At 40.4% G+C, this 20018-nt stretch carries 16 protein-coding genes; 4 read left to right on the forward strand and 12 right to left on the reverse strand.

All coding sequences use genetic code 11. The annotated features are described in order from the left end of the window. Positions 1-9: 9 nt before the first annotated feature. Both MMG00_RS12305 and MMG00_RS12310 read right to left on the reverse strand, forming a co-directional pair. Positions 10-252: a hypothetical protein gene (locus MMG00_RS12305; protein WP_242148780.1), complete on the reverse strand. Its 243-nt coding sequence runs from the start codon at positions 250-252 to the stop codon at positions 10-12. A gap of 87 nt (positions 253-339) precedes the next feature. Further along, complete coding sequence (locus MMG00_RS12310; RefSeq protein ID WP_242148782.1) at positions 340-1917, reverse strand: tyrosine-type recombinase/integrase; 1578 nt, start codon at positions 1915-1917, stop codon at positions 340-342. Positions 1918-2193: 276 nt separating this feature from the next. Between MMG00_RS12310 and MMG00_RS12315 the strand changes: the two genes are divergently transcribed. Next, the gene (locus tag MMG00_RS12315; protein WP_242148784.1) at positions 2194-2697 is read left to right on the forward strand and encodes a multidrug/biocide efflux PACE transporter; all 504 of its coding nucleotides are present in this window, start codon (positions 2194-2196) and stop codon (positions 2695-2697) included. Between the two features lie 320 nt (positions 2698-3017). Here the strand turns inward: MMG00_RS12315 and MMG00_RS12320 are convergent, their stop codons facing one another. Continuing rightward, positions 3018-3995, reverse strand: coding sequence for an XdhC family protein (locus MMG00_RS12320; RefSeq protein WP_242148786.1), 978 nt, complete (start codon positions 3993-3995; stop codon positions 3018-3020). A 74-nt stretch (positions 3996-4069) separates the two neighbouring features. Continuing rightward, a complete protein-coding gene (locus MMG00_RS12325; protein WP_242148788.1) occupies positions 4070-4726 on the reverse strand; it encodes a nucleotidyltransferase family protein in 657 nt (218 codons plus the stop codon). 312 nt (positions 4727-5038) lie between these two features. On the opposite strand from MMG00_RS12325, the gene MMG00_RS12330 reads away from it, so the two are divergent. The 3 genes from MMG00_RS12330 (at position 5039) to MMG00_RS12340 (ending at position 10015) form a co-directional block, all read left to right on the forward strand. Then, positions 5039-7981: a xanthine dehydrogenase family protein molybdopterin-binding subunit gene (locus MMG00_RS12330; RefSeq protein WP_242148790.1), complete on the forward strand. Its 2943-nt coding sequence runs from the start codon at positions 5039-5041 to the stop codon at positions 7979-7981. A gap of 119 nt (positions 7982-8100) precedes the next feature. Next, entirely contained in the window at positions 8101-8682 is a 582-nt protein-coding gene (locus MMG00_RS12335) for a (2Fe-2S)-binding protein (protein ID WP_432805950.1), read from the forward strand. Between the two features lie 10 nt (positions 8683-8692). Further along, on the forward strand, positions 8693-10015 hold the full coding sequence (locus MMG00_RS12340) for a cytochrome c (protein ID WP_242148792.1): 1323 nt from the start codon (positions 8693-8695) through the stop codon (positions 10013-10015). Positions 10016-10410: 395 nt separating this feature from the next. Here MMG00_RS12340 and MMG00_RS12345 read toward each other — a convergent pair whose 3' ends face one another. The 8 genes from MMG00_RS12345 to MMG00_RS12380 all read right to left on the reverse strand — a co-directional run bounded on the left by MMG00_RS12345 (position 10411) and on the right by MMG00_RS12380 (position 19976). Then, positions 10411-11250, reverse strand: a complete 840-nt coding sequence (locus MMG00_RS12345; RefSeq protein ID WP_242148794.1) for a hypothetical protein — start codon at positions 11248-11250, stop codon at positions 10411-10413. A 261-nt stretch (positions 11251-11511) separates the two neighbouring features. Further along, entirely contained in the window at positions 11512-12915 is a 1404-nt protein-coding gene (gene ppnN, locus MMG00_RS12350) for a nucleotide 5'-monophosphate nucleosidase PpnN (protein ID WP_242148797.1), read from the reverse strand. A gap of 183 nt (positions 12916-13098) precedes the next feature. Beyond that, positions 13099-15273 carry a YccS family putative transporter gene (yccS, locus tag MMG00_RS12355; RefSeq protein WP_242148799.1) on the reverse strand — a complete coding sequence of 725 codons (2175 nt, stop codon included), beginning with the start codon at positions 15271-15273 and terminating at the stop codon, positions 13099-13101. A gap of 52 nt (positions 15274-15325) precedes the next feature. Then, the gene (locus MMG00_RS12360) at positions 15326-15949 is read right to left on the reverse strand and encodes a 5-formyltetrahydrofolate cyclo-ligase (protein WP_242148800.1); all 624 of its coding nucleotides are present in this window, start codon (positions 15947-15949) and stop codon (positions 15326-15328) included. A gap of 292 nt (positions 15950-16241) precedes the next feature. Further along, entirely contained in the window at positions 16242-16784 is a 543-nt protein-coding gene (gene ssb / locus MMG00_RS12365; RefSeq protein ID WP_349775515.1) for a single-stranded DNA-binding protein, read from the reverse strand. Positions 16785-16905: 121 nt separating this feature from the next. After that, positions 16906-17634, reverse strand: a complete 729-nt coding sequence (locus MMG00_RS12370; RefSeq protein WP_242148802.1) for an SPOR domain-containing protein — start codon at positions 17632-17634, stop codon at positions 16906-16908. Positions 17635-17646: 12 nt separating this feature from the next. Further along, entirely contained in the window at positions 17647-19365 is a 1719-nt protein-coding gene (gene argS / locus MMG00_RS12375; RefSeq protein ID WP_242148804.1) for an arginine--tRNA ligase, read from the reverse strand. A gap of 17 nt (positions 19366-19382) precedes the next feature. Continuing rightward, positions 19383-19976, reverse strand: coding sequence for a ProQ/FINO family protein (locus tag MMG00_RS12380; RefSeq protein WP_242148806.1), 594 nt, complete (start codon positions 19974-19976; stop codon positions 19383-19385). Between the last annotated feature and the right edge of the window lie 42 nt (positions 19977-20018).

Here is a 20018-nt window from a genome sequence, read left to right on the forward strand (position 1 = left end):
TTTTTGCGTCTAAATTTCGTGATATTTAAATGAGCCATCTATTAGTGATTTTTGCATTACTCTAATATTTGAGACAACTAGAGATGCAGTATTTTGATAGATAATTTGCTCTATTTTATTTTGTTTAATTTGATCTAGGGTTATATTGACTTGAACCTCTCTTCCTTTCACTATAAAGCAGAGTTTTAGGCTTGCAAAGCCATTATTAAGTTCACGAAGATTAAGTCTATTTATATCAAATTGCAAAGACATTGCAGATCCTCAAAATGTAATGAGGATATAGTACTCTTATTTGCAGTAAAAAGTATAAACTACAAAAGTAGGTCGCTGTATAATGCCTTATGCAAATCTGATTATTTTTCCGCTTGTTGGGTTTGGCGCTTCAAATACAAAACCATTTTCATCTATAAAGCACTCATTCATAATACTAAACTCATGTATGGAATCCTTCATTTCTTTATGTAGATTGATGTCGGATATTTTTGCATCCTCTAATGAGGATAGCCCTTTAATATTCTCAGTAATAATATTAAGAAGCTGAGGTTTATTTAGGTTATCAAACTCAACGATGACGTCGTTGAAAGTTATTACTTCCTTGCTGCTAATTACTTTGAAGCTAAGCCATAGTTTTTCAGTTGTATCAAACCCATCAGGTAGTGGGAAAATATCTAACAAAGGTACATTGAGGTTATTCTCAGGGTGAGCGTCATCGATGCCAGCCCATATCAACGCTAAAGCATTGTTTTCTCTTGATGTGCATAGGTCAATAAAGTCACTCCACCACTGAATCATAATCCTTCTCTGTGGGAGATATTCAGCTTTATTATATGTTTCTCTCACGTTATCTTTATCTGAGTGAGCGAGAGCCATCTCAATAGCATCAGAATCAAACATTCTTCTATAATTAGAAGAAGCTTCATTCAGCACGGTTGAAGCTAAATGTCTAATGCCATGTAGGGAAGAATCAATATTATTCGTCGCTAAAGTTTTAAGGAGTGTTTTTCTGGAAATATGCCCATCTATCGAATTGGTAGAGAAGATAAAATTGCTATCATTCTGCTGTAGTTTTAATATATTTCTAGTTTGTCTGGTTAGTGGGACTATGTGTTCTTTCTTTGTTTTTATTATCGAAGCAGGTAGATCAAAATAACCTCTATTCTCATTAACATAATCCCACTCAAGATTAGTGACCTCTTGCGCTCGAGCTATATTTCTAAAAATTAATTCAAGAGCTCTTTTTGTAACACCTTGCGCTGTAGAGTGTTTAAAGTAGTTGACCAGTTTGTAAATCTCATAGATCGAGAGTGATCTGTGGTTTTTTGTTACATGTTTTTTATAAGATGATAATGAGATAAGGTGGGTTGGATCATACTTTACCTGTCCTTTTTTAGCTGCATTTTGAAAAACTCTACTAAAATAAGACTTTACTCGCTGCAAAGAAGAAAGGTTACCGCTTCTTTCTACTTTCATTAAGACTCTATCTATATCTTTTGTCTCGATGTTATCAATTTGCATATTCCCGATCATTCTAAAAGCATACGTGCTTATTAAATGAAAGGCTTCTTTAGCCGTTTTCTCCGCAACTTCCTCTTTCCATTTATCATGCCAATTGTGAAAGGCTTCTATAAAATTAACCCCTGAGTGGATTGTTTTGGGGTTTTGTTTGCTCATCACAAGTTTTCTTAGCTCGCTATGCTTCTCTCTAGCTTCGGCTAATGTTGTTAGTGGGAAGTCTCCAATAATAATTGTGTCTGACTTTTTAGTATCAGGATTTTTAAATCTGTACTCCCAAATTTTATTACCAGCAGATGTAATTTTAAGGCAGAGCCCATCGCCATCATATAAGCGATAAAGTTTATCCTTTTTCTTAGCTTTTAATATTTCAGTATTAGTTAAAGATCTAGGTCTGCGAGCCATTTTAGTAACCTTATTTGTCTGTACCCTCAATTATACCCTCATAAACTGTAGATTTACGATCTACAGGTAAAGGCGAGTAATCCTAATAGTATATGAAAAGATTGTAGTTGCAAAGACTCAAGGTATGTGAGAAGATCAATATCTACTGGGGAGTCCCGTTAACACTACGGACTTCCCTTTTTATTTGCCTAAAAAAAGATATCAATCCAACTTTAGAGCGCAAATAAAAAGGGGAAGATCAAAATATTATTGTTTGATTTTTTAATGGAGTTTTCTATGAAAATGGACATTTACCCTAATAACCCATCTATCAACGCACAAGTTATATCAAACTATGATGCGACGAATCGTTCTATTAAAGAGCGTGCTTTTCATGCCATCTTATTTGAAACAGTTGCACTTATCATCTGCGCACCACTATTTGCCTTTTTACTCAATCGCTCGGCTTCTGAAATGGGGTTGATGACGCTCATTATCGCGACGATTGCCGTGATTTGGAATTTTATCTATAACGCCGCTTTCGATAGGGTTACGAGAGGTTTTATTAAAGAGCGAGGCTTTATTATCAGAATGATTCATGCCGGAGTTTTTGAAGGTGGTTTGATTATTATTACTGTCCCGATAATTGCTTGGGTGTTAAAGATGACACTACTTGAAGCGTTAATGATGGATATCGGCATCCTACTTTTTTTCTTACCTTACACGGTGATCTTTAATTGGATCTATGATGCCGTACGTAAAAATTTGTGGTTAAAAAAGGCAGAGAAGCTAAAAGATTAAAGGACTTCTTTAGATGCCTTTCTAATAAGCATTGGAGATCTTATAAGAGGATAATGATACCTAGTTGAAATAACCGCTCGGTATTTTTTGCTGAAAAAATTTTAAAGTAATGGCGCTATAGAGAGTGAGATATCGTTAAATTGGTTTAAAAGCCACTAAATCAGATTGCCGGCGCATCGGTTATGAGTAGCGCAAGAGTTGTTCTATCCGGCATCATGGAAGCTGATTTGATGCACATGCTGTACGGTTTTACTTTTAATGATTACAGCCACCATAATTTTTAAGTCTATCCTTAAATTCCTCTTATAATTAGGGACTATTTAGGAAGATTGTAAATTTTTACTCTGCACAATATCGGCCATGATTGAAAGCGCAATCTCTGCAGGTGTTTTACTGCCAATAGGAATACCGATCGGTGCTTTAATACGAGAGAGTGTCTCTTGTGTGAAATCTGTGCATTCTCTTAATCTAGCAAAGCGGTGCTCACTATTGCGTTTGGATCCCATTGCGCCAATATAAAATGCCGGCGTTTCAAGAGCTGCAATCATTGTAAAATCATCAATACGAGGATCATGAGTCAGCGAGATAATCGCAGTTTGCGAGGTTGCGCCATTGGTTTCAAGATATTGGGCGGGGAAAGTCTCTAATAATGTGATTTTATCAATGGATGGACTCTCTTTAAGTTGACGTAGTTCTTCAGGTCTATCATCTGCGACCACCACGGAAAACCCTAAACTTAACGCAAAATCAATGCAATAGAGCGCAACGGCCGAGATACCCGCAATAAAGAGTGTGGTAAAGCTTTGTAAGCGTATCTCAATATGTGTCTCATTATAGACAATATTGCCTTGTTGTTTTTCGGGGAGATCTTCCAAATATGCTTTATCCCCAAGGTTAACGATCTTTAGCTTCTCTGTTTTACCACTGATCGCGGCTTGCATCATTTTAAGATAGTGATCAGTTTCACTTGAAGGGGAAAGGTATTCCACTAAAACATCAATGGTTCCTCCGCAAGGAAGTTTTGTTGTGGGACGAAATAGCTCGCTCTGCTCGCCATAGGTAATAACCTCGCTCTCTTTAAGGAAGAATTTTTCTTGGAGTTTTTGTAAGAAGTCTTCCTCAATACATCCCCCAGAAAGGGATCCCACATAGTGACCTTGATCGGTTGCCGCAAAGAGTGCGCCAGGAGAGCGTGGCGCTGAGCCATAAGTATGCAATACCGTGCAGAGCCATATTTCACGATGTTCTTGTACCCACATTAGCGCAGTATCAATGACTAGAAGATCTAAGGTTTTCACAGGAAAGAGAGGCCTTTATTGAAAATAGAAAAATAGAGAGAAAGAGGAATCAAGTATCCCTTAAAAATAGGGGATTATGCGCGATTTTTGAGATATTCGGCGTTTAATGCGCACCATGCTAAAGTTCCTGGATGTGTGGCAAAATCTTCAGGTACATCAATATCCCATAAGATGCCAGGATCTAGTACAGGGACTTTTTCGCTTGTATGTTTTTGTAACAATATCTTTGCGCCAAAATCACCCGATAGCGCTTGTAGCTCTGGAAAGAGTGAATGGTGAAAGCCCACAGGATGACCTGATAATCCTTGAAAGGTGGGTCTAATAATTTTTTTATCTGATTTTTCAAAGCGCCCTTGTAATAACATTAATGTTTCTCGCTGGATGAAAGGAAGATCTGCCGGCAAGATAAAAAGATGTTTGAGCCTTTGATGAGGTGTGAGTTGCTGTAAAGCATCAATACCAGCGGCAATAGAGGTACTTAATCCATCGCTTTTAAGCGGCATTACATGCTTGTTTAATTGATGGGCATGTGCGGTAACGGCCGTTTCTTGCTCATTGGTTAAGATAAAAATAGGGCTGTTTTGAAAGGCTTTTTGTACCGTTTTCGTAGTGGTTTCTAACACTGATAATGGGCTATTTTCACATTTTGCGAGTAATTTGTGTTGTCCGTGACTAATCCTTTTAAAACGAGTGCTAAGTCCCGCCGCCATAATGAAGATTCCTGTTGTCACATTACGCCTTTATCCTTTAAGTATCGCTTGAGATACCCTACATGAAAAGAAAAAACCTATCCTTTTGATGTGACAAAAGGGAGATGCCGTGATTATTTGGCAATTATCTCGTTTTATCTCATCAATTATAGAAGTATTGATATTAATAACGTGCTTTTTGATATTGATTATCAAACTTTATTGTTTTAGAAGTTAATTTATTGATGATTGTATATTATTATAAATAATTACATAGTGGCAAGTTATGGAGTTTTTATCTAACAAGTCATTTTAGTAAATGATCATAAAAAAATAGATAAGAGGCAGAAAATTATGGGTATGAGTCTTTCACGCCGAGGTTTTATGAAGCTTGGGGTAATCGCGGGGATTACCGTAATGATAGGAAAACTACCATTAGCACAAGCTGTAGAGATGAACTCAGGCCCAACATCAACAAATTGGATAGGCGCTAATGGTAAAGCGAAGACTCGCTGGGATGGTGTTCGTAAAGTAACGGGGCAGAAAAACTTTGCCAGAGATTATCGGGCCAAGGATTTACAAGGATGGCCAACAAAACAAGCTTATGCCTTTATGCTCAAAACAACGAAAGCAGATCGCACGTTTGAGGGGATTGATCTCTCTATTTTAGGTAGTGAACTGCAGCCAGATCGCTTAGTGTTACAAGAAGATTTGATTAAAGATGGGTTTAATATTCCTCAAGATACCAGTATGGGATCTGGTTTTTATGGGCAAAATATTTTAGTTCCTAAAGGCACAACACCGCCAATTTATGGGCATCCTGTTGCTATTTTGATCTATGAGGATTTTGATCGTTATAGTTTAGCGCATCGGCTTTTACAATTTGAAGAGAGCGTTATTCAATATGGGAAAACCACAGGTATTAAGCCGCCTAAAAACTATGGTGCGGCGCGTTATGTTCGTATAGGGGGGGATAGCCCTACAGCGCCTTCTCTTTTCTCCCCTTATCAAGATTCGGCGATTAAAGGCGTCTTTGATGGCAATCTTGTCATTTGGCCGCCAGAGATGTATTCAACGACCTCTTTAACAGCTAATTTACTGCATAAAGATCGTGGCGGTGGTTTTATTCGCGCTTTAGAAAAGGCAGATAAAAAGCCTGCAATTCAAAAAGAGGGAATGATGCATGCAGAGGTGATTACGGATGAGATTTCTCGTGCACAAACGGATTCTAAAAAGTTTGTATTAAGTCGTCAAGGATTCTCCCAATCGATTGATGCTTGTGCGATGGAGCCTGATAACTGTAACGCTTGGTATGATGATCAGACAAAAACATTGCATATTTTAACGGCAACGCAATCTCCGGCTGGCGTTGCCGGGATGGCGGTTGATATGATTAAAAATAGCCAGTATAAAGATGTGAAAAATGTGGTGCTTTTAACAGGCTCCACAGTTGGCTATGGTTCTAAAGATTACTCTGTATTCCCGATTTATGCGATGGCGGCTAGTTTTTATAGCGGGGGCTTGCCGGTACGAATGGCAAATAATCGTTATGAGCAATTTCAGATGGGAATGAAGCGTCATGCTGTTGAGATGGATGTAACGATGGCAGTTGACCGTAATAGTGGTAAGTTTGAGATCTTAAAAGGAACGTATAACTGTAATGGTGGGGGAAGAGCGAATCTTTCGGTGGCGGTATCACATGTTGCGGTGCGTGGTGCGCAGTCTATTTACTATTTCCCTAAATCAGATTTAACGGCGCTAGCGATGGCAACGCCGGCAGTGGAAGCAGGATCAATGCGTGGCTTTGGGTCATTACAATCGATGGCTATTACCGAATTAATGGTTGATGAGATCGCTCATGAATTAAAAATCGATCCCATTGAGCTACGCATGCGTAATGCGATTAAAGAGGGCTATACCAATACGCAAGGGGGGATCTTTGCCGGTGATCCCCGCAATATTGAGATGCTGGAGATGGCACAAAAGCATCCGCTTTGGGTCAATCGTGATACGGCAAAAAAAGCGTATGAAGGGCAAAATCCTGGGCGGTTTTATGGGGTTGGCTTTGCTCAAGTCCAGCAAGTTTATGGCTCAAGCGGCGTGCCGACGATTCTCTCTTTAGAGTTTGATGCAAAGGGTAAACTTTCGATGCGTCACTGCGTTCAAGAAATTGGAACCGGCGGCACAACGGCGCAGCAGGTGATGATTTGGCAGGCTTTAGGAAAAGCGCCTGATTATGTGGAGTTTGGGGTGACAGAATTTGCTGAGTTGCCGCTTTATACCAGCTGGGCAGATCAGAAGAAACAAGATCAACTGGCAAAAAGTGATCCCTTTTGGACGCCGGCACTCATTCCCGATATGAGCTCTTCAAGCGGTGTTTACTATATTGGCTTTGGTACAAGACAAGCAGGGAAGTTCTTATTAGAAAATTCTCTTTGGCCCGCGGCAAAAGCGATCTGGAGTGAAGGGATTGGCGGCGGAACATTTAGTAGTTTAAATATGTCGCTTGCTGATGTTAGGGTAACTGAGCGCGGGATTGGCGGAGGCGGTATGACGCCGATTCCTTTTGACGTTTTGGCGAAAAAAGCCCATGAGCTGGGATTGATTACCGGTGTTGCAGTTCATGCTTATTCGAGCTGGCAATGGTCACGGGCAGAATTTGATATTCCTACCGTTGGGATGAAAAATCTTCCACTAGATGCTTTAGCTGTGAAGTATGGCGATGGTGCGCCGGCAAATTTAAAAGCAAGAATGACCACCGGCGGATATGATTTTATTAAACGTAAAATTGCTTATTTTCCAGATACCGATCGTTCAGGGGCGGATCCAACAACGGTAACGCCAGCATCATGCTTAGTAGAATTAAGCGTAGATAGCTTTACTGGTGAGGTGGATATTATGTCGCATCACATGATGATGGATCCCGGCACGATGATTGTTCCAGAGCTTGTCTCAGGGCAGATTCAAGGGGGAACGGCGATGGGAATTGGTCATGCACTGATGGAAGAGTTGCCTCTTTATGAAGATGGGCCGGGTAATGGGACATGGAACTTTAACCGCTATGTTTTACCTAGAGCAAAAGATGTCGCGGTATGGAAGCAGACGACAGAATTTTTACCCCCTTTATCTGAAACCTCCCCGCCTAAAGGGATGGCTGAGCTTGGGATGATTCCGATTTTACCTGCAACCAGTAATGCGTTAACCCATGCGCTAGGAGCTCGTTTTTATGAGTTCCCCATTACTGCCGATAAGATCTTACAAGCAATTGATCCGGCGACACAAGGCGGCAATAGATGACTAAAAACAATCATGAAACTTTAATCTCTCAAGATCAAGATCAAGATCAAGAGAAGATCAATAAAGCAGAAACGATAGGATCAAATGAGATGACAGCAAGCACAGTGACTACAGCGGCAATGAATCAAGCGATGGATCAGGAGCGAGTGACTCAAAAGTATCCCACTATTGAGCGAAAACCCCTAACTTTAACGATCAATGGTGAAAAGATAGGGCCTATAGAGGTTCCTATTACAATGTTAATGATTGACTTTTTACATGAATATTTAGATTTAACAGGAACACATTTTGGCTGTGGGCAAGGGGTTTGTCACGCTTGCACGGTGATGGTACTGCATGATGATGGCTCAAAAAGCGAAAGCCGAACTTGTGTATTTGGTGCACATTATTTTTCTGGTAAAAATATCGTCACGATTGAAGGGCATGCAAAAGAGCAGGAAGGAAAATTAGTATTAACGCCGATTCAACAAGCCTTTATTGATAATTTCTCTTTTCAATGTGGCTATTGCGCACCAGGATTTGTTGCAGGTGCGACTGTTTTTTTAGATCAGCTGAATCGAACGCCGGTAAAGCGAGCACATTTAGAGAAAGCGATTGAAGATGCGCTTAATGATCATATTTGTCGTTGTACAGGTTATGTTCGTTACTATGAAGCGATTCGTGATGTCGCACTTGCAACGCCAGGTTGCGTGATTGATTAAGGGGATTCATATGAAAAAATTACGTTATTATGATCGCCCGAAACGCCGCAGTGGTCTTATCAGGCTGATTGTTTGGTTATTAATTATTGGGGTGATCTTCTCTTTATTGGTATTGTTTGGTGTTTTTAAGCAAGATACGGTGAGTGAAAGTGCGAAATCCCCCCTACCTCAAGCAGAGCAAGAAGCGCTTATACCTAGGGGGAAGGAGCTGGCACTTGCGGGGGATTGTTTTGGTTGTCATTCTCGGTCTGATGGGGAAAAAGGCGCTGGTGGCGTTCCTATTGCGACCCCTTTTGGTACGATCTATTCCACCAATATTACGCCCGATAAAGATTTTGGAATTGGGGATTATACACGAGAGGATTTCCATCGTGCGTTAAAAGATGGTGTGGGTAAAAAAGGCAATCTCTTTCCGGCAATGCCCTTTGTTTTTACTCACATTACAACTGATCGTGATTTAGATGCGCTCTATGCTTATATCATGAGTATTCCTCCTTTACAGGTTCCAAATGCTAAAAATAGTGGTGTTTTTGAGCTTCCTGTTCGACCATTTATGAATTTTTGGACACTTCTTAACTTTCCAGATCGAAAAGTGCCAATCGATGAGAATCGCTCGGATGTTTGGAATCGAGGGGCTTATTTAGTGGAAGGCTTAGCGCATTGCGGTGCGTGTCATTCTCCTCGTAATTTTATGATGGGTGTAAAATTTAGCGATGCGTTAGCGGGTGGGTTTGAATCTGGAATGGCAATTCCTGATATTCGAGCAGAAAGACTTGCTAAAAATGGCTATAGCGTTGCAGATTTAACGCAGTATCTATCAACAGGAATTGCCCCAGAAGGAAGCTCTTTTGCGGGTATGAATACCGTGACGCATTTCTCCACAAGCCAGATGAATCTTTCGGATGTAAAAGCGATGGCAACATATCTTTTAACAGATTCAAAAGGGAAGCTTTTAACGCCGGAGCAATCCCCAATAGTTTATAACCAAGTGGTGGGGAGAATGAAGCAAGGGGATAGGGAGAAAGGGCGAGAATACTATATGGCAGCTTGCGCAGGATGTCACGGTCTTCAAGGGGAGGGTACACCAAATGTTGCCCCATCTTTGAGTCATAATGCCATTGTGGAGATGCAAGATCCGCAAACCTTTATCGGGGTGATTCTCCATGGTTTACAGACCACTAATTATACCAATGGGCAAAGAATGTATGCGATGCCTGGGTTTAATGGGGAATTAAAGCCCGAGCAGATCGCCGATCTTTTAACATGGATTCGCGCAGAATGGGGCGGGATTGATCAAGGAATTTCGACCAAAGAGGTGGATAAAGCTCTCTAAAAGAGATTATTCTCTATTTAAAAAGAGAAGTATTAGTGAGTGTATCAAAAGGGCGTATTATATACGCCCTTTTATTGTATCTAGGGTTTGAAATGGGCTACCTTGCCGTGGAAGGGAGAGCGAGCATTTTATAGTAAAATCGGTTTAAGAAAAGTAAGTCTTAAGCTACTGGCACGGGATTTTAGGAAGAATTCGAAACATTTTTCCAACCTTGCATAAATCTATAAAGGTGTGTATTAAATAGTGCTTGTAAGATGCGGCTATTAATAATTGATTATTGTGAATAGCGCAATATGCCGGCATTTAAATCAGTCTGTTTTGAACCTATTTCACTAAACTTGTTATCTTGTGCTAACAATTTAAAGCAAAGCTTTTCTTCATTTGATTTCGCGATATTATTGATTGCTGATAAAGGATTTTAGCTTTTCTAATTGTATTTTTGCCTGCGCTTTTTGATCATTGTTGCCTTGTGATAAGGCGACTTCATAAGTCTCTTTGGCAAAATCGTAGCTTGGTCTATATTCAAGATGGTTCATGACGAAGTCTGCGATAATAAGGTGATTATCAAGATCATTTTCATGGTTTTTAAAGGCATTGATACTACTTTCTTGTAAAACAATGATGCCAAGCATCTCTCCTGCTGATCCCTTTTTGCTGTTTGTTAGTAGATATTCAGAAAGGGCGGGCATGTTATCCCAATTATCTTTAAATGCCATTTTGAGATCTTCAACATCACTGACGGCAAGATGTGATTCTGTTGAGAAAATCTCGACAAAATCTGCTGGCGTTTTATCTTTAAAAGCCATATCGAGTAGTTGTTTATCAGGACCTAAATTAAAAAAGGTGCGTTTAAGATCTGCCATCACATCATATCTTTGGTGGGTATTTGCGATGATTCTAGTGAGATAAGCTTCAGTGAGGTTCTCAGGCTTTGCTAGATTAACTAACATTGTAGCAAGCGTGACGCTAGCAACAGGATCTCCAAGTTTCACCGAGCTTCTAAGGCAGTTTAAGAGAGATTCAAGATCTGATTTAGAGATCGTATCTGCACTACTACTTTTAAGAACCTCTAAAACTATTTGACCATTATTTTGGAAAATCTCTTGGCGTATCTCAGGAGAATCAACTTCTGGAGCATAAGGATTTTCAATGAGACGACATTCGTCAGATAAGGCAAGGCTTTGCGTGAAAAGCGCTAGCGCGGTAATTGTTAAAATCTTTGGAAATTTTTGCATGAGAAGAGAGCTCCTCTGTGATATTTGAAAAATCGAAATCAAAGATGATTAAATAATGATCTTAATATAAGGATAATATACTTTAAAACAATTGGTTGAGTTTTATTATAGGAGAGATAACTGATATAGGTCTTTTTTTAAGGGGAAGAGTAGCGCGTTACAGCGAGTATCTGTGGTCATATATTAAAAATGCTACCCAATAAGCTTGAGTAGCATTTTATGCATCAATGAGCTTGATGATTAAGTTGATGAATAGGAGATCTAGCTTTTAATAATGTAGCAAGGCTCATATTCACTGCCAGGAAGCTTCATTCGCTGCTGCTCTACAAAGTCCCGTAGTAACTCATCAACCATCTCCATAAGTTCAGGATCCCCCGTGAGTTCAAAAGGACCTTTCTCTGCAATAGCATTGACGCCAAACTCTTTAACGTTGCCGGCAACAATCCCCGAGAAGGCTTTACGAAGATTGGCCGCAAGCTTCTCTTTAGGCTGATCTAAATGAAGATCAAGTGTTGCCATATTTTCATGTGTTGGAATAAAAGGCTTTTGGAAATCTTCAGGGATGGTTAAGAGCCAGTTAAAGCAGTAAGAATCACCCCGTTGCTGACGGCAATCTTTAACATGCGGCATTGAAAGTTTTAGTTTTTTAGCAACCTCTACAGGATCATCAATGATGATTTCATAGAGTTTTTGTGCCTCTTTTCCTAAGGTTCTCTCAATAAATTTATCAAGTGTACGGAAATACTGCTCACTCTCTTTAGGGCCAGTTAATATCAGGGGTAGGCAGATATCTTTATTTTGAGGAAGAAGTAGTAAGCCTAGAATATAGAAGAACTCTTCAGCAGTACCAACGCCGCCAGGGAAGATAATGACGCCATGGCCTAAGCGAATAAAGGCTTCAAGCCTTTTTTCAATATCAGACATTACAATGAGTTCGTTAACAAGCGGATTAGGTGGCTCTGCTGCTACGATAGAGGTTTCGGTGATACCGATAAAGCGACTCTCTTTATTTGATTGTCTAGCATGCCCAACAGCCGCTCCTCTCATCGGCGCTTCCATTGCGCCAGGGCCACAACCTGTACAGATATTTAGATGGCGTACGCCAAGCTCTTGTCCAACCGCGTAACCATACTCATACTCTGTCTGATTAATAGAATGACCGCCCCAGCAGACGATAATATTAGGATCTTGGTCGGTGCGTAAAGTATTGGCATTACGTAAAATAGCAAATACAAAATCGGTGGTTAAAGAGTTACGGGTTTCAATGGTGTTATCAAGGATTGAACCATTTCCATTTTTATATTCTTGATAAAGATTAGAAACAGAATCAATAAAAAGGGTATCTCTAAGCACAGAGAAGAGGTTACGACGAATAACATCGGTGAGCTTTCCATCGACAAAAACTTCATGAGGAGGATTATAAAGGCGTAGTTTAATCCCACGCTCTGTACGGATCAGTTCGATATCATAATCTTTATATTTATTAAAAATGACATGAGGGTCATCAGTTTTACTGCCGGTATTAAGAACTGCTAAAGTACAGTTTCTAAAGAGCGGATAGAGTTCACCTTTGGCTGTTTTCTTTAAAATAGCGCTTTCGGTGTGAGAGATAAGATCCATCGAACCTTTTGGGGGATAGATATCATATCGAATACGATTTGGCATACTGACACTCCTTATAGATAAATCACCAAAGATAATGCTGTTTTAATTATTATTGTTATTAAAACAATATGTTAATAACGCTATTTGTGGTGATAAACATCTTTAAAAATAAATATGTTATAAATCAGTTAATAAACCATCATAGCATCAAAGATTGAATTAGCAGAGTGTCATATTATGATTTTATGCGTTAAATAGTGCCTTTAAATAAGAAGGAAGCGTTCGAAGAAGAAGCATCAACTGTTGTAATAAAATTGTTGAGACACTATTTTGTGTGCAACTCTCGTGATGTTGCAACTGATAAATTTCCCGCTTTAAGGCGCTATAGTAGGGCTGATCAAACTGTTTAGTCTGAAGTGTTTTAATAATAAAATTAGCCGTCTTATCAAATAGCACTAATACCTCTTTATCTTCTACCTTTTCTCGATGAGCGCCTAATGCCGAGAGATAACCTAAAAAGGTATTATTTAAACAGAGGTTATTAAAGATCTCTTCTAGCGTCGCTTTATCATGCTGATTGGAAGCAGAAAGTGAGGAGAAAAGTGAAGAGAGCTCGCTATCTGCTTCACTTGCAAGCGTTCTTGAGGTTAAGTACGCAAGGTGATCACTTCTTCCAAGATGATATTGCTCTTGGATCTCTTTAAGATAACGGCTATTTTGCAGTGCAACTTTATCATAGGTCTTAAGAACATTATGATAGCGCCAGTCAGGCAAGATATAGCGCGCGGCAATCCACGCTAGAGCGCAGCCAATCATCGTATCAATAAGGCGCTCAGGGGCGATAAAGTTATAATCATTTAAGTTAAAGCCAATTAAGATCATGATGGTAATCAGGGCTGTGGCAAAGGAGTATTGCGCGGCACTAAAGATAAAAAAGAGTGTCCCGCTCAAGATGACAATTAACGCTTGTAAGGAGACCGATGGTGAAAATTGTAAAAAGAGAATGGTAACAATGACGCCTAATACGGTGCCGGAAAAGCGCTTTGTAATCCGTGTTTTTGTTGCCGTTGAATTAGGTTGGCAGACGAAGATCGCTGTTAAAATGATCCAATAAATACGAGTTGTAATTTCATCACCATTAAGAAGATAGATATTCCCAATATTGGCAATCCAGATAATAAGGTATCCCGCTCCCATTACAAAGCTCATACGCACAGCATGACGAAAGACTTCAGATTCCGGTGTAAGATGGCTCATGATGCGTTGATAAATCTCTAAGAAGCGATCTTTAAGACTGATCTTTTGAGGTGTTTGAGGTAGAAGTTGTTGAATCTCTGTATTGAGAAGATCATTGGTTGCAAGCCCACTTTGCATCTTTAAAAAGAGTGCGTTAATTTGCTCTAGATTATGAAGAAGATTATCAAGGGAGCGATAAACTTCTCGCTCATGATTTCCGGACTTTTTAAGACGCTCGATGGTTTCATTTAAGCGGGTCGAGAGTCTATTGAGATATTGGGGATGTTCGTACTCTTCATGTTTATTGATGGCTTCAGAGATCTTGAGCGCTGTTTGCCCTTGTTGCATCATTAATCGTTGGAAGCGAAAGAGTAGGTCGCTATAGAGGAATTTTTTGTGCAAAAGCTCATATTCCACATGCACAGAAGCTGCGCGTTCATAAATAGTTTGTGCGACAAGATAGTAATTGAGGATCTCTGGAAAAGGGTTCTGTCCTCGCTCATTTTGTAATCTACGAATAATCGCTCCGCGGATATTATCAAGCTTTGCGGTTAAGTTTTTTCCGGCAATGGAGAGTTTTAATTTCAGTTCTTTGATACTTTCGACTTCATCAGGGTCAAAAAAACGAGATTTAAGCTCAAGTAACCTTGCTAGATCTTTATAACAATCCGCTAAAGACTCAGTCATCGGTCTTGCCGGCCAAATAAAATGAAATAAAAGGGAGATCAGATGGTACCAAAGCGCCCCGATAATGAGCATAATCGGCTGAATATACCAAGCGCGATCAGCTTCAAAAGTGAGCATGGTATAAACGGTTAAAACTAAAGTACCAAAGGCAATCGTGGCGTAGCGATCTCCTAAAGCCCCAAGCATGATTAGAGATGCCGTGCCAAAGACGCAAAGAAGGAAAAAAATCAAAGGATAAGGGAAGATTAGCTCAACCGCCGTTGAAGCAAGGAAGAAGATCAGGAGGATCAGCCCAATATTTTTTACGCGGCCTTTAATATGGTTATCAAGATCAGAAAGCGCTGCGGCAACGGCACCTAAAATCGGAGGAAGTTGTAAGGAGCCCGTTATTAACATCGGCGCAATAACAACTCCGGACATTACGATAAAGATCTTAGTGCAGTAAAGGAGTAAGTTGTTGTAGAAAGTGCGCGTGAGTTTTGACAGGGATAACATCCTAAGCTTTCTCCATTTCGGCGTGAATTTCTGAAGTTAGCATTTTACCATTTTACTGATTAAAGCGTGTGATTCTCGATGGCGAGATATATAGATCTAAAGGAATATCCCCTTCATAGATATCGAGAATTTCGGTAATAGGCTCAAAAAAACCAACCCCGATCTTTTGCACATGTGGATAATCTTGAAAAAACTGGTCGTAAAACCCACCGCCATAACCGACCCGAAAACCTTGTTGGTCACATACTAAAAGCGGTGTCAGCACGATCTCAATCGCTTTGATTTCTTCTTTAGTTGCCGGCAAATGATGCTTTGCAGGCTCAGGAATCCCCCAGCGATTCTTCTCAATGATGGTTCCTGGCGTTAATTGCACATGCTCAAGTTTTTGATCGATGGTTACACGTGGAATATAAACGGTATCTCCACGCTCCCAAAGTACCGGCAATAAACCTCGAAGATCGACTTCATGATTTTTTGCCATCGGCAGAAATAGATGTATATAGATAGGTTTTTCCGGCAATATAGAAAGAAGCCATTCCCCAATACTTTGGGAATAGCTCTTTATTAGTTCATTCGTTAAGCCTTTTCGTTTCTCTAAAACTTCGGCACGAAGGTCTGCTTTTAGCGCTGTTTTTTCTTGGTATAAAGTAGCAGGGATGTTGATTATTTCCGGCATATAGATCACTTTATTGGTTTAAAAGAGATTTTGTATAGTCGATTTGGTTTAAGAGACATTTTATTAAAAATAAACAATATAGCGTAAAAACCAAACCAGCTTGCATGATGCCGGATAGAGCTGCTCTTTCGCTTCTAATTACCGATGCGCCGGCAATCTGATTCAGTCTCTTTTAAACCAATTTTACTATAACCCCATTTTACGATATTTATCATACGTTAAATAAATGCGATAAAAAAACCTAACAATTAAAAAATCGTTAGGTTTCGTATTTAATATCTAAAAATTTAGATTAGAACGGTACATCATCATCAAAGCTATCGAAGTCAGCCATGTTGTTATCTTGCTGTCTTGGTTGGTTGAAGCCTTGGTTTTGTTGTGGGGCTTGACGCTGTTGCTGTTGTTGCCCGCCTCCGTAGTTGTTTTGTGGGGGTGCTTGGTTGAAGCCTGAGTAATCATCTTGCATAGGCTGACCACCAAAGTTGCCGCCGCCAGATCCGCCACCGCCGAGCATTTGGAGCTCGTTTGCGTTGATATCGGTGCTATAGCGCTCGATCCCATTTTTATCGGTATATTTGTTGGTGCGAAGGGAACCTTCCACATAGACTTGGCTACCTTTTTTAAGGTATTGTCCTGCGATTTCTGCTAAACGACCGAAGAATACAACACGATGCCACTCTGTACGCTCTTGTTGTTGTCCTGTGTTACGATCTTTCCAGCTTTCTGAAGTTGCGATAGAAATCGTTGTTACCGCGCTTCCGCTTGCGGTATAGCGAACGTCTGGATCATTCCCTAAACGTCCGACAAGAATAACTTTATTAATTCCACGTGACATAATAAAACCTTAAGTTGTACTGATTAATTATTAAAACGATATTGCTACACACTATACGCTATTTTTATGGTGAAAGCATAAAGCTTTACGATTTAAAGATAGGCGAAAAAGGTGAAAAATATTAAGGGTTAACCTCAATAAATTTAATTTGTTGCATATCGAGATTGCGTTTCACTTGTGCGAGATCTTTAGTGGTAAAGGGGCCGATTTTCACACGGAAAATGGTTTTACCATTGACGACGGCTTTTTGAACCTCGGGGTTATAGCCTAAAGATTCTAACTGTGATTTATGAATATTAGCTTCAAATGTGGAGGAGAAGCTTCCTGTTTGGAGTTTTTTTCGAGGTCCGCTTTCAGGGGCGGGAGCGGGTTCTTGAAATGATTCTGATGCCGAGAGAAGCTCTAAGGCAAACTCATTTTTAATTTCGGTATCCACAGATTCATAGCCTGAAGGCTCGCTGATGAGCTCAAATTTTGGCTTTGGCTTTGGCTCAACATAATGAGCGCCACCAATGGCCTCTTCCCCTTCAATATGAAAAGAGCGATTAGCAAGTTGCTCATAAAATGAGAATTCCGATTCAGGAATCTGAATTTCATCGGGGGAGAAAGGTTTGTTTCTCTCCCTTTCAAGCTCTGCTAAACGCTCCATTCTCGCAATTCTGCGGGCCTCTTTCTCTTCGGCTTTTTTCTCTGCACGATCAGCAAAAAAGAGTGCGCCAGCAACAACGAGTGCAACAATAAGGATATAAAAGAGAAGTTCGGCTTTTGTCGGCGGCCTACGAAAGTGACGTAAGAAGCTCTTAATTTTCCGCCACTTCTCTTTTGATTGGACTTGTCCGAGTTGCACCATTGTCAGTGTTCCTTACATCTTCGTAGGTGCTGAGAGACCTAGAAGATCAAGTCCATTGGCAAGAACTTGTTTCGCGGCCATTAAGAGATACAGTTTTGCATCTTGCAAGCCTTTTTGATCTTCATCCTCGGTTAAAATCCGCACCGCGTTGCCCGCATCATCTTTAGCATTGTAATAGCTATGAACATCAGCTGCTAAATCTTGTAGGTAATTAGCAATAAGATGCGGCGCACGATTATTTCCAGCGGTAATGACAATTTCACCAAATGTTGAGAGCGTACGCATGAGCTTATACTCTTGAACCATAGTGAGCTTATCAAGGTTTTTGATCGCAAAGGTTGGATCAAAAGCATTACCACGGCGTTCACGTTCTGCCAAAATTGAGCAGATGCGAGCATGGGCATACTGGATATAGTAGACAGGGTTATCACTTGATTGTGATAACGCAAGATCAATATCAAATTGTAATTGTGAGTCAGGATTACGTGCTGCTAAAAAGTAGCGAGTGGCATCTTTACCCACTTCATCAATAAGGTCGCGCAAAGTGACATAAGAGCCTGCACGTTTGGAGATCTTCACCTCTTGCCCGTCTCTTAGTACCATCACCATTTGATGAAGAACATATTCAGGCCAGCCTTGTGGAATCCCGACATCTAAAGCTTGAAGCCCCGCACGAACACGAGAAATGGTTCCATGATGGTCGGCACCTTGTTCGTTGATGACGAACTTAAAGCCGCGATCCCATTTCTTCTCATGATAAGCGACATCCGGGACGAAGTAAGTGTATCCGCCCTCTTTTTTGCGCATAACACGATCTTTATCATCACCATAATCTGTCGTTCTAAGCCATAAAGCGCCATCTTCTTCAAATGTTTTACCATTTTCAATAAGACGATTAACGACCTTATCCACAGCGCCATCTTGATAGAGAGAAGATTCTAAGAAGTAGACATCAAAATTAATATCAAAGGCTTTAAGATCTAAATCTTGTTCACGGCGAAGGTACGCAACGGCAAAGTTACGAATATCTTGGATATTCTCTTTATCTCCAGATGCGGTAATTTCGCGATCATCCGCCGTAATACTCTCTTTAGCAAGATAGCTATTGGCGATATCAATAATATATTCCCCACGGTAACCATCTTCTGGCCATGCGCTATCTTCAGGCGTAATGCCATCAATGCGGGATTTGACAGAAGCTGCAAGATTATCGATCTGGGCGCCGGCATCATTATAATAGAACTCACGAGTAAGGTCATAACCATTCGCCTCAAGTACACGGGCGATTGAATCACCTACAGCAGCACCACGACCATGACCGACATGAAGCGGGCCTGTTGGGTTCGCTGACACAAATTCAATCTGAACTTTTTCCCCATTACCCTCATTATTGTGACCATATTTCGGTCCATCATTTAAAACTTTGCCAAGTTCTTGATGGTGGATTTCTGGTTTGAAAGTGAAGTTGATAAAGCCAGGGCCAGCAATTTCTATCTTTGCAATTTCTGGTTGTTCACCAATGGCTTCAATTAACATCTCGGCAACAGCTCGAGGATTAGATTTGAAGTTACGGGCGGTCATCATTGCGATGTTACTAGCAAAGTCGCCATGGCTGATATCTCGCGTTCTTTCTACGCTTTTAAGCACCAGGTTTGGATCGATTTCAACTTGATGCGTGTTAGCAACGTGCTCAAGGGCGTTTTTAAGAAGACGAATGGGTATTTGTTTCATAGTTACTTTTTGACGAATTACTGATTGAATTTATTAAGAAGAGACTGCATTTTTTCATCGAGTGAAAGTGGCTCTTTTGGCGCTTGTTTTGCAGGTTTTGCTGCAGGCGCATTATTAGGGCGAGCCGCTTTTGGTTTGCGGTTTTTAGGCGCTCTATTTTCAGCACGATTATCGGCTTTTCTTTTAGCTCTTTCAGGGTTCTTCTTTGCAAGAATCGCTTGAATTTTCTCAACATTCTCTTTGGCAAGATTGCGATGTTCATCATCAATAATCTCAGCGTCTGTACCATCAAGGTTGGTGCGATGCGGCGCATGAACAACCGCTTGTTGGTAGCGAAGTTGTTTGGTATACCATGAGAGTGCCGAGCGAAGATTCACCGCGCTAAAGCCCCATTCTGTGACAACAGGAATGAGTTGTTTATGGATACCAATTGCCAGCGCAACAGGGCGGCCATCTTTTGGCTGCGGGAAAATTGTCGGAAATTCTTCTGACAATTTTTGCAAAAGCTGTTGAGAGATTTCAATGCGCTTTTGACGAGCTTCTTGTGGCGTGAGATTCGTGTCTTCCTGTACAGAAGATGCTTCAAGTTGTGTATTGTTTTCGTTTGACATTATTTTCCAAAACCTAGATATAATAAAAATTGCTAAGCCAAT

The organism is Ignatzschineria rhizosphaerae (assembly GCF_022655595.1).
GTDB lineage: Bacteria > Pseudomonadota > Gammaproteobacteria > Cardiobacteriales > Wohlfahrtiimonadaceae > Ignatzschineria > Ignatzschineria rhizosphaerae.

What these genes read in the sequence shown, in the direction of transcription:
- ssb (WP_349775515.1), bottom strand. Translation starts at nt 16,784, where the DNA reads ATGTCACGTGGAATTAATAAAGTTATTCTTGTCGGACGTTTAGGGAAT.
- ppnN (WP_242148797.1), bottom strand. Translation starts at nt 12,915, where the DNA reads ATGCCAAATCGTATTCGATATGATATCTATCCCCCAAAAGGTTCGATG.
- MMG00_RS12380 (WP_242148806.1), bottom strand. Translation starts at nt 19,976, where the DNA reads ATGTCAAACGAAAACAATACACAACTTGAAGCATCTTCTGTACAGGAA.
- MMG00_RS12360 (WP_242148800.1), bottom strand. Translation starts at nt 15,949, where the DNA reads ATGCCGGAAATAATCAACATCCCTGCTACTTTATACCAAGAAAAAACA.
- MMG00_RS12330 (WP_242148790.1), top strand. Translation starts at nt 5,039, where the DNA reads ATGGGTATGAGTCTTTCACGCCGAGGTTTTATGAAGCTTGGGGTAATC.
- MMG00_RS12315 (WP_242148784.1), top strand. Translation starts at nt 2,194, where the DNA reads ATGAAAATGGACATTTACCCTAATAACCCATCTATCAACGCACAAGTT.
- MMG00_RS12345 (WP_242148794.1), bottom strand. Translation starts at nt 11,250, where the DNA reads ATGCAAAAATTTCCAAAGATTTTAACAATTACCGCGCTAGCGCTTTTC.
- MMG00_RS12340 (WP_242148792.1), top strand. Translation starts at nt 8,693, where the DNA reads ATGAAAAAATTACGTTATTATGATCGCCCGAAACGCCGCAGTGGTCTT.
- yccS (WP_242148799.1), bottom strand. Translation starts at nt 15,273, where the DNA reads ATGTTATCCCTGTCAAAACTCACGCGCACTTTCTACAACAACTTACTC.
- argS (WP_242148804.1), bottom strand. Translation starts at nt 19,365, where the DNA reads ATGAAACAAATACCCATTCGTCTTCTTAAAAACGCCCTTGAGCACGTT.
- MMG00_RS12370 (WP_242148802.1), bottom strand. Translation starts at nt 17,634, where the DNA reads ATGGTGCAACTCGGACAAGTCCAATCAAAAGAGAAGTGGCGGAAAATT.
- MMG00_RS12335 (WP_432805950.1), top strand. Translation starts at nt 8,101, where the DNA reads ATGAATCAAGCGATGGATCAGGAGCGAGTGACTCAAAAGTATCCCACT.
- MMG00_RS12310 (WP_242148782.1), bottom strand. Translation starts at nt 1,917, where the DNA reads ATGGCTCGCAGACCTAGATCTTTAACTAATACTGAAATATTAAAAGCT.
- MMG00_RS12305 (WP_242148780.1), bottom strand. Translation starts at nt 252, where the DNA reads ATGTCTTTGCAATTTGATATAAATAGACTTAATCTTCGTGAACTTAAT.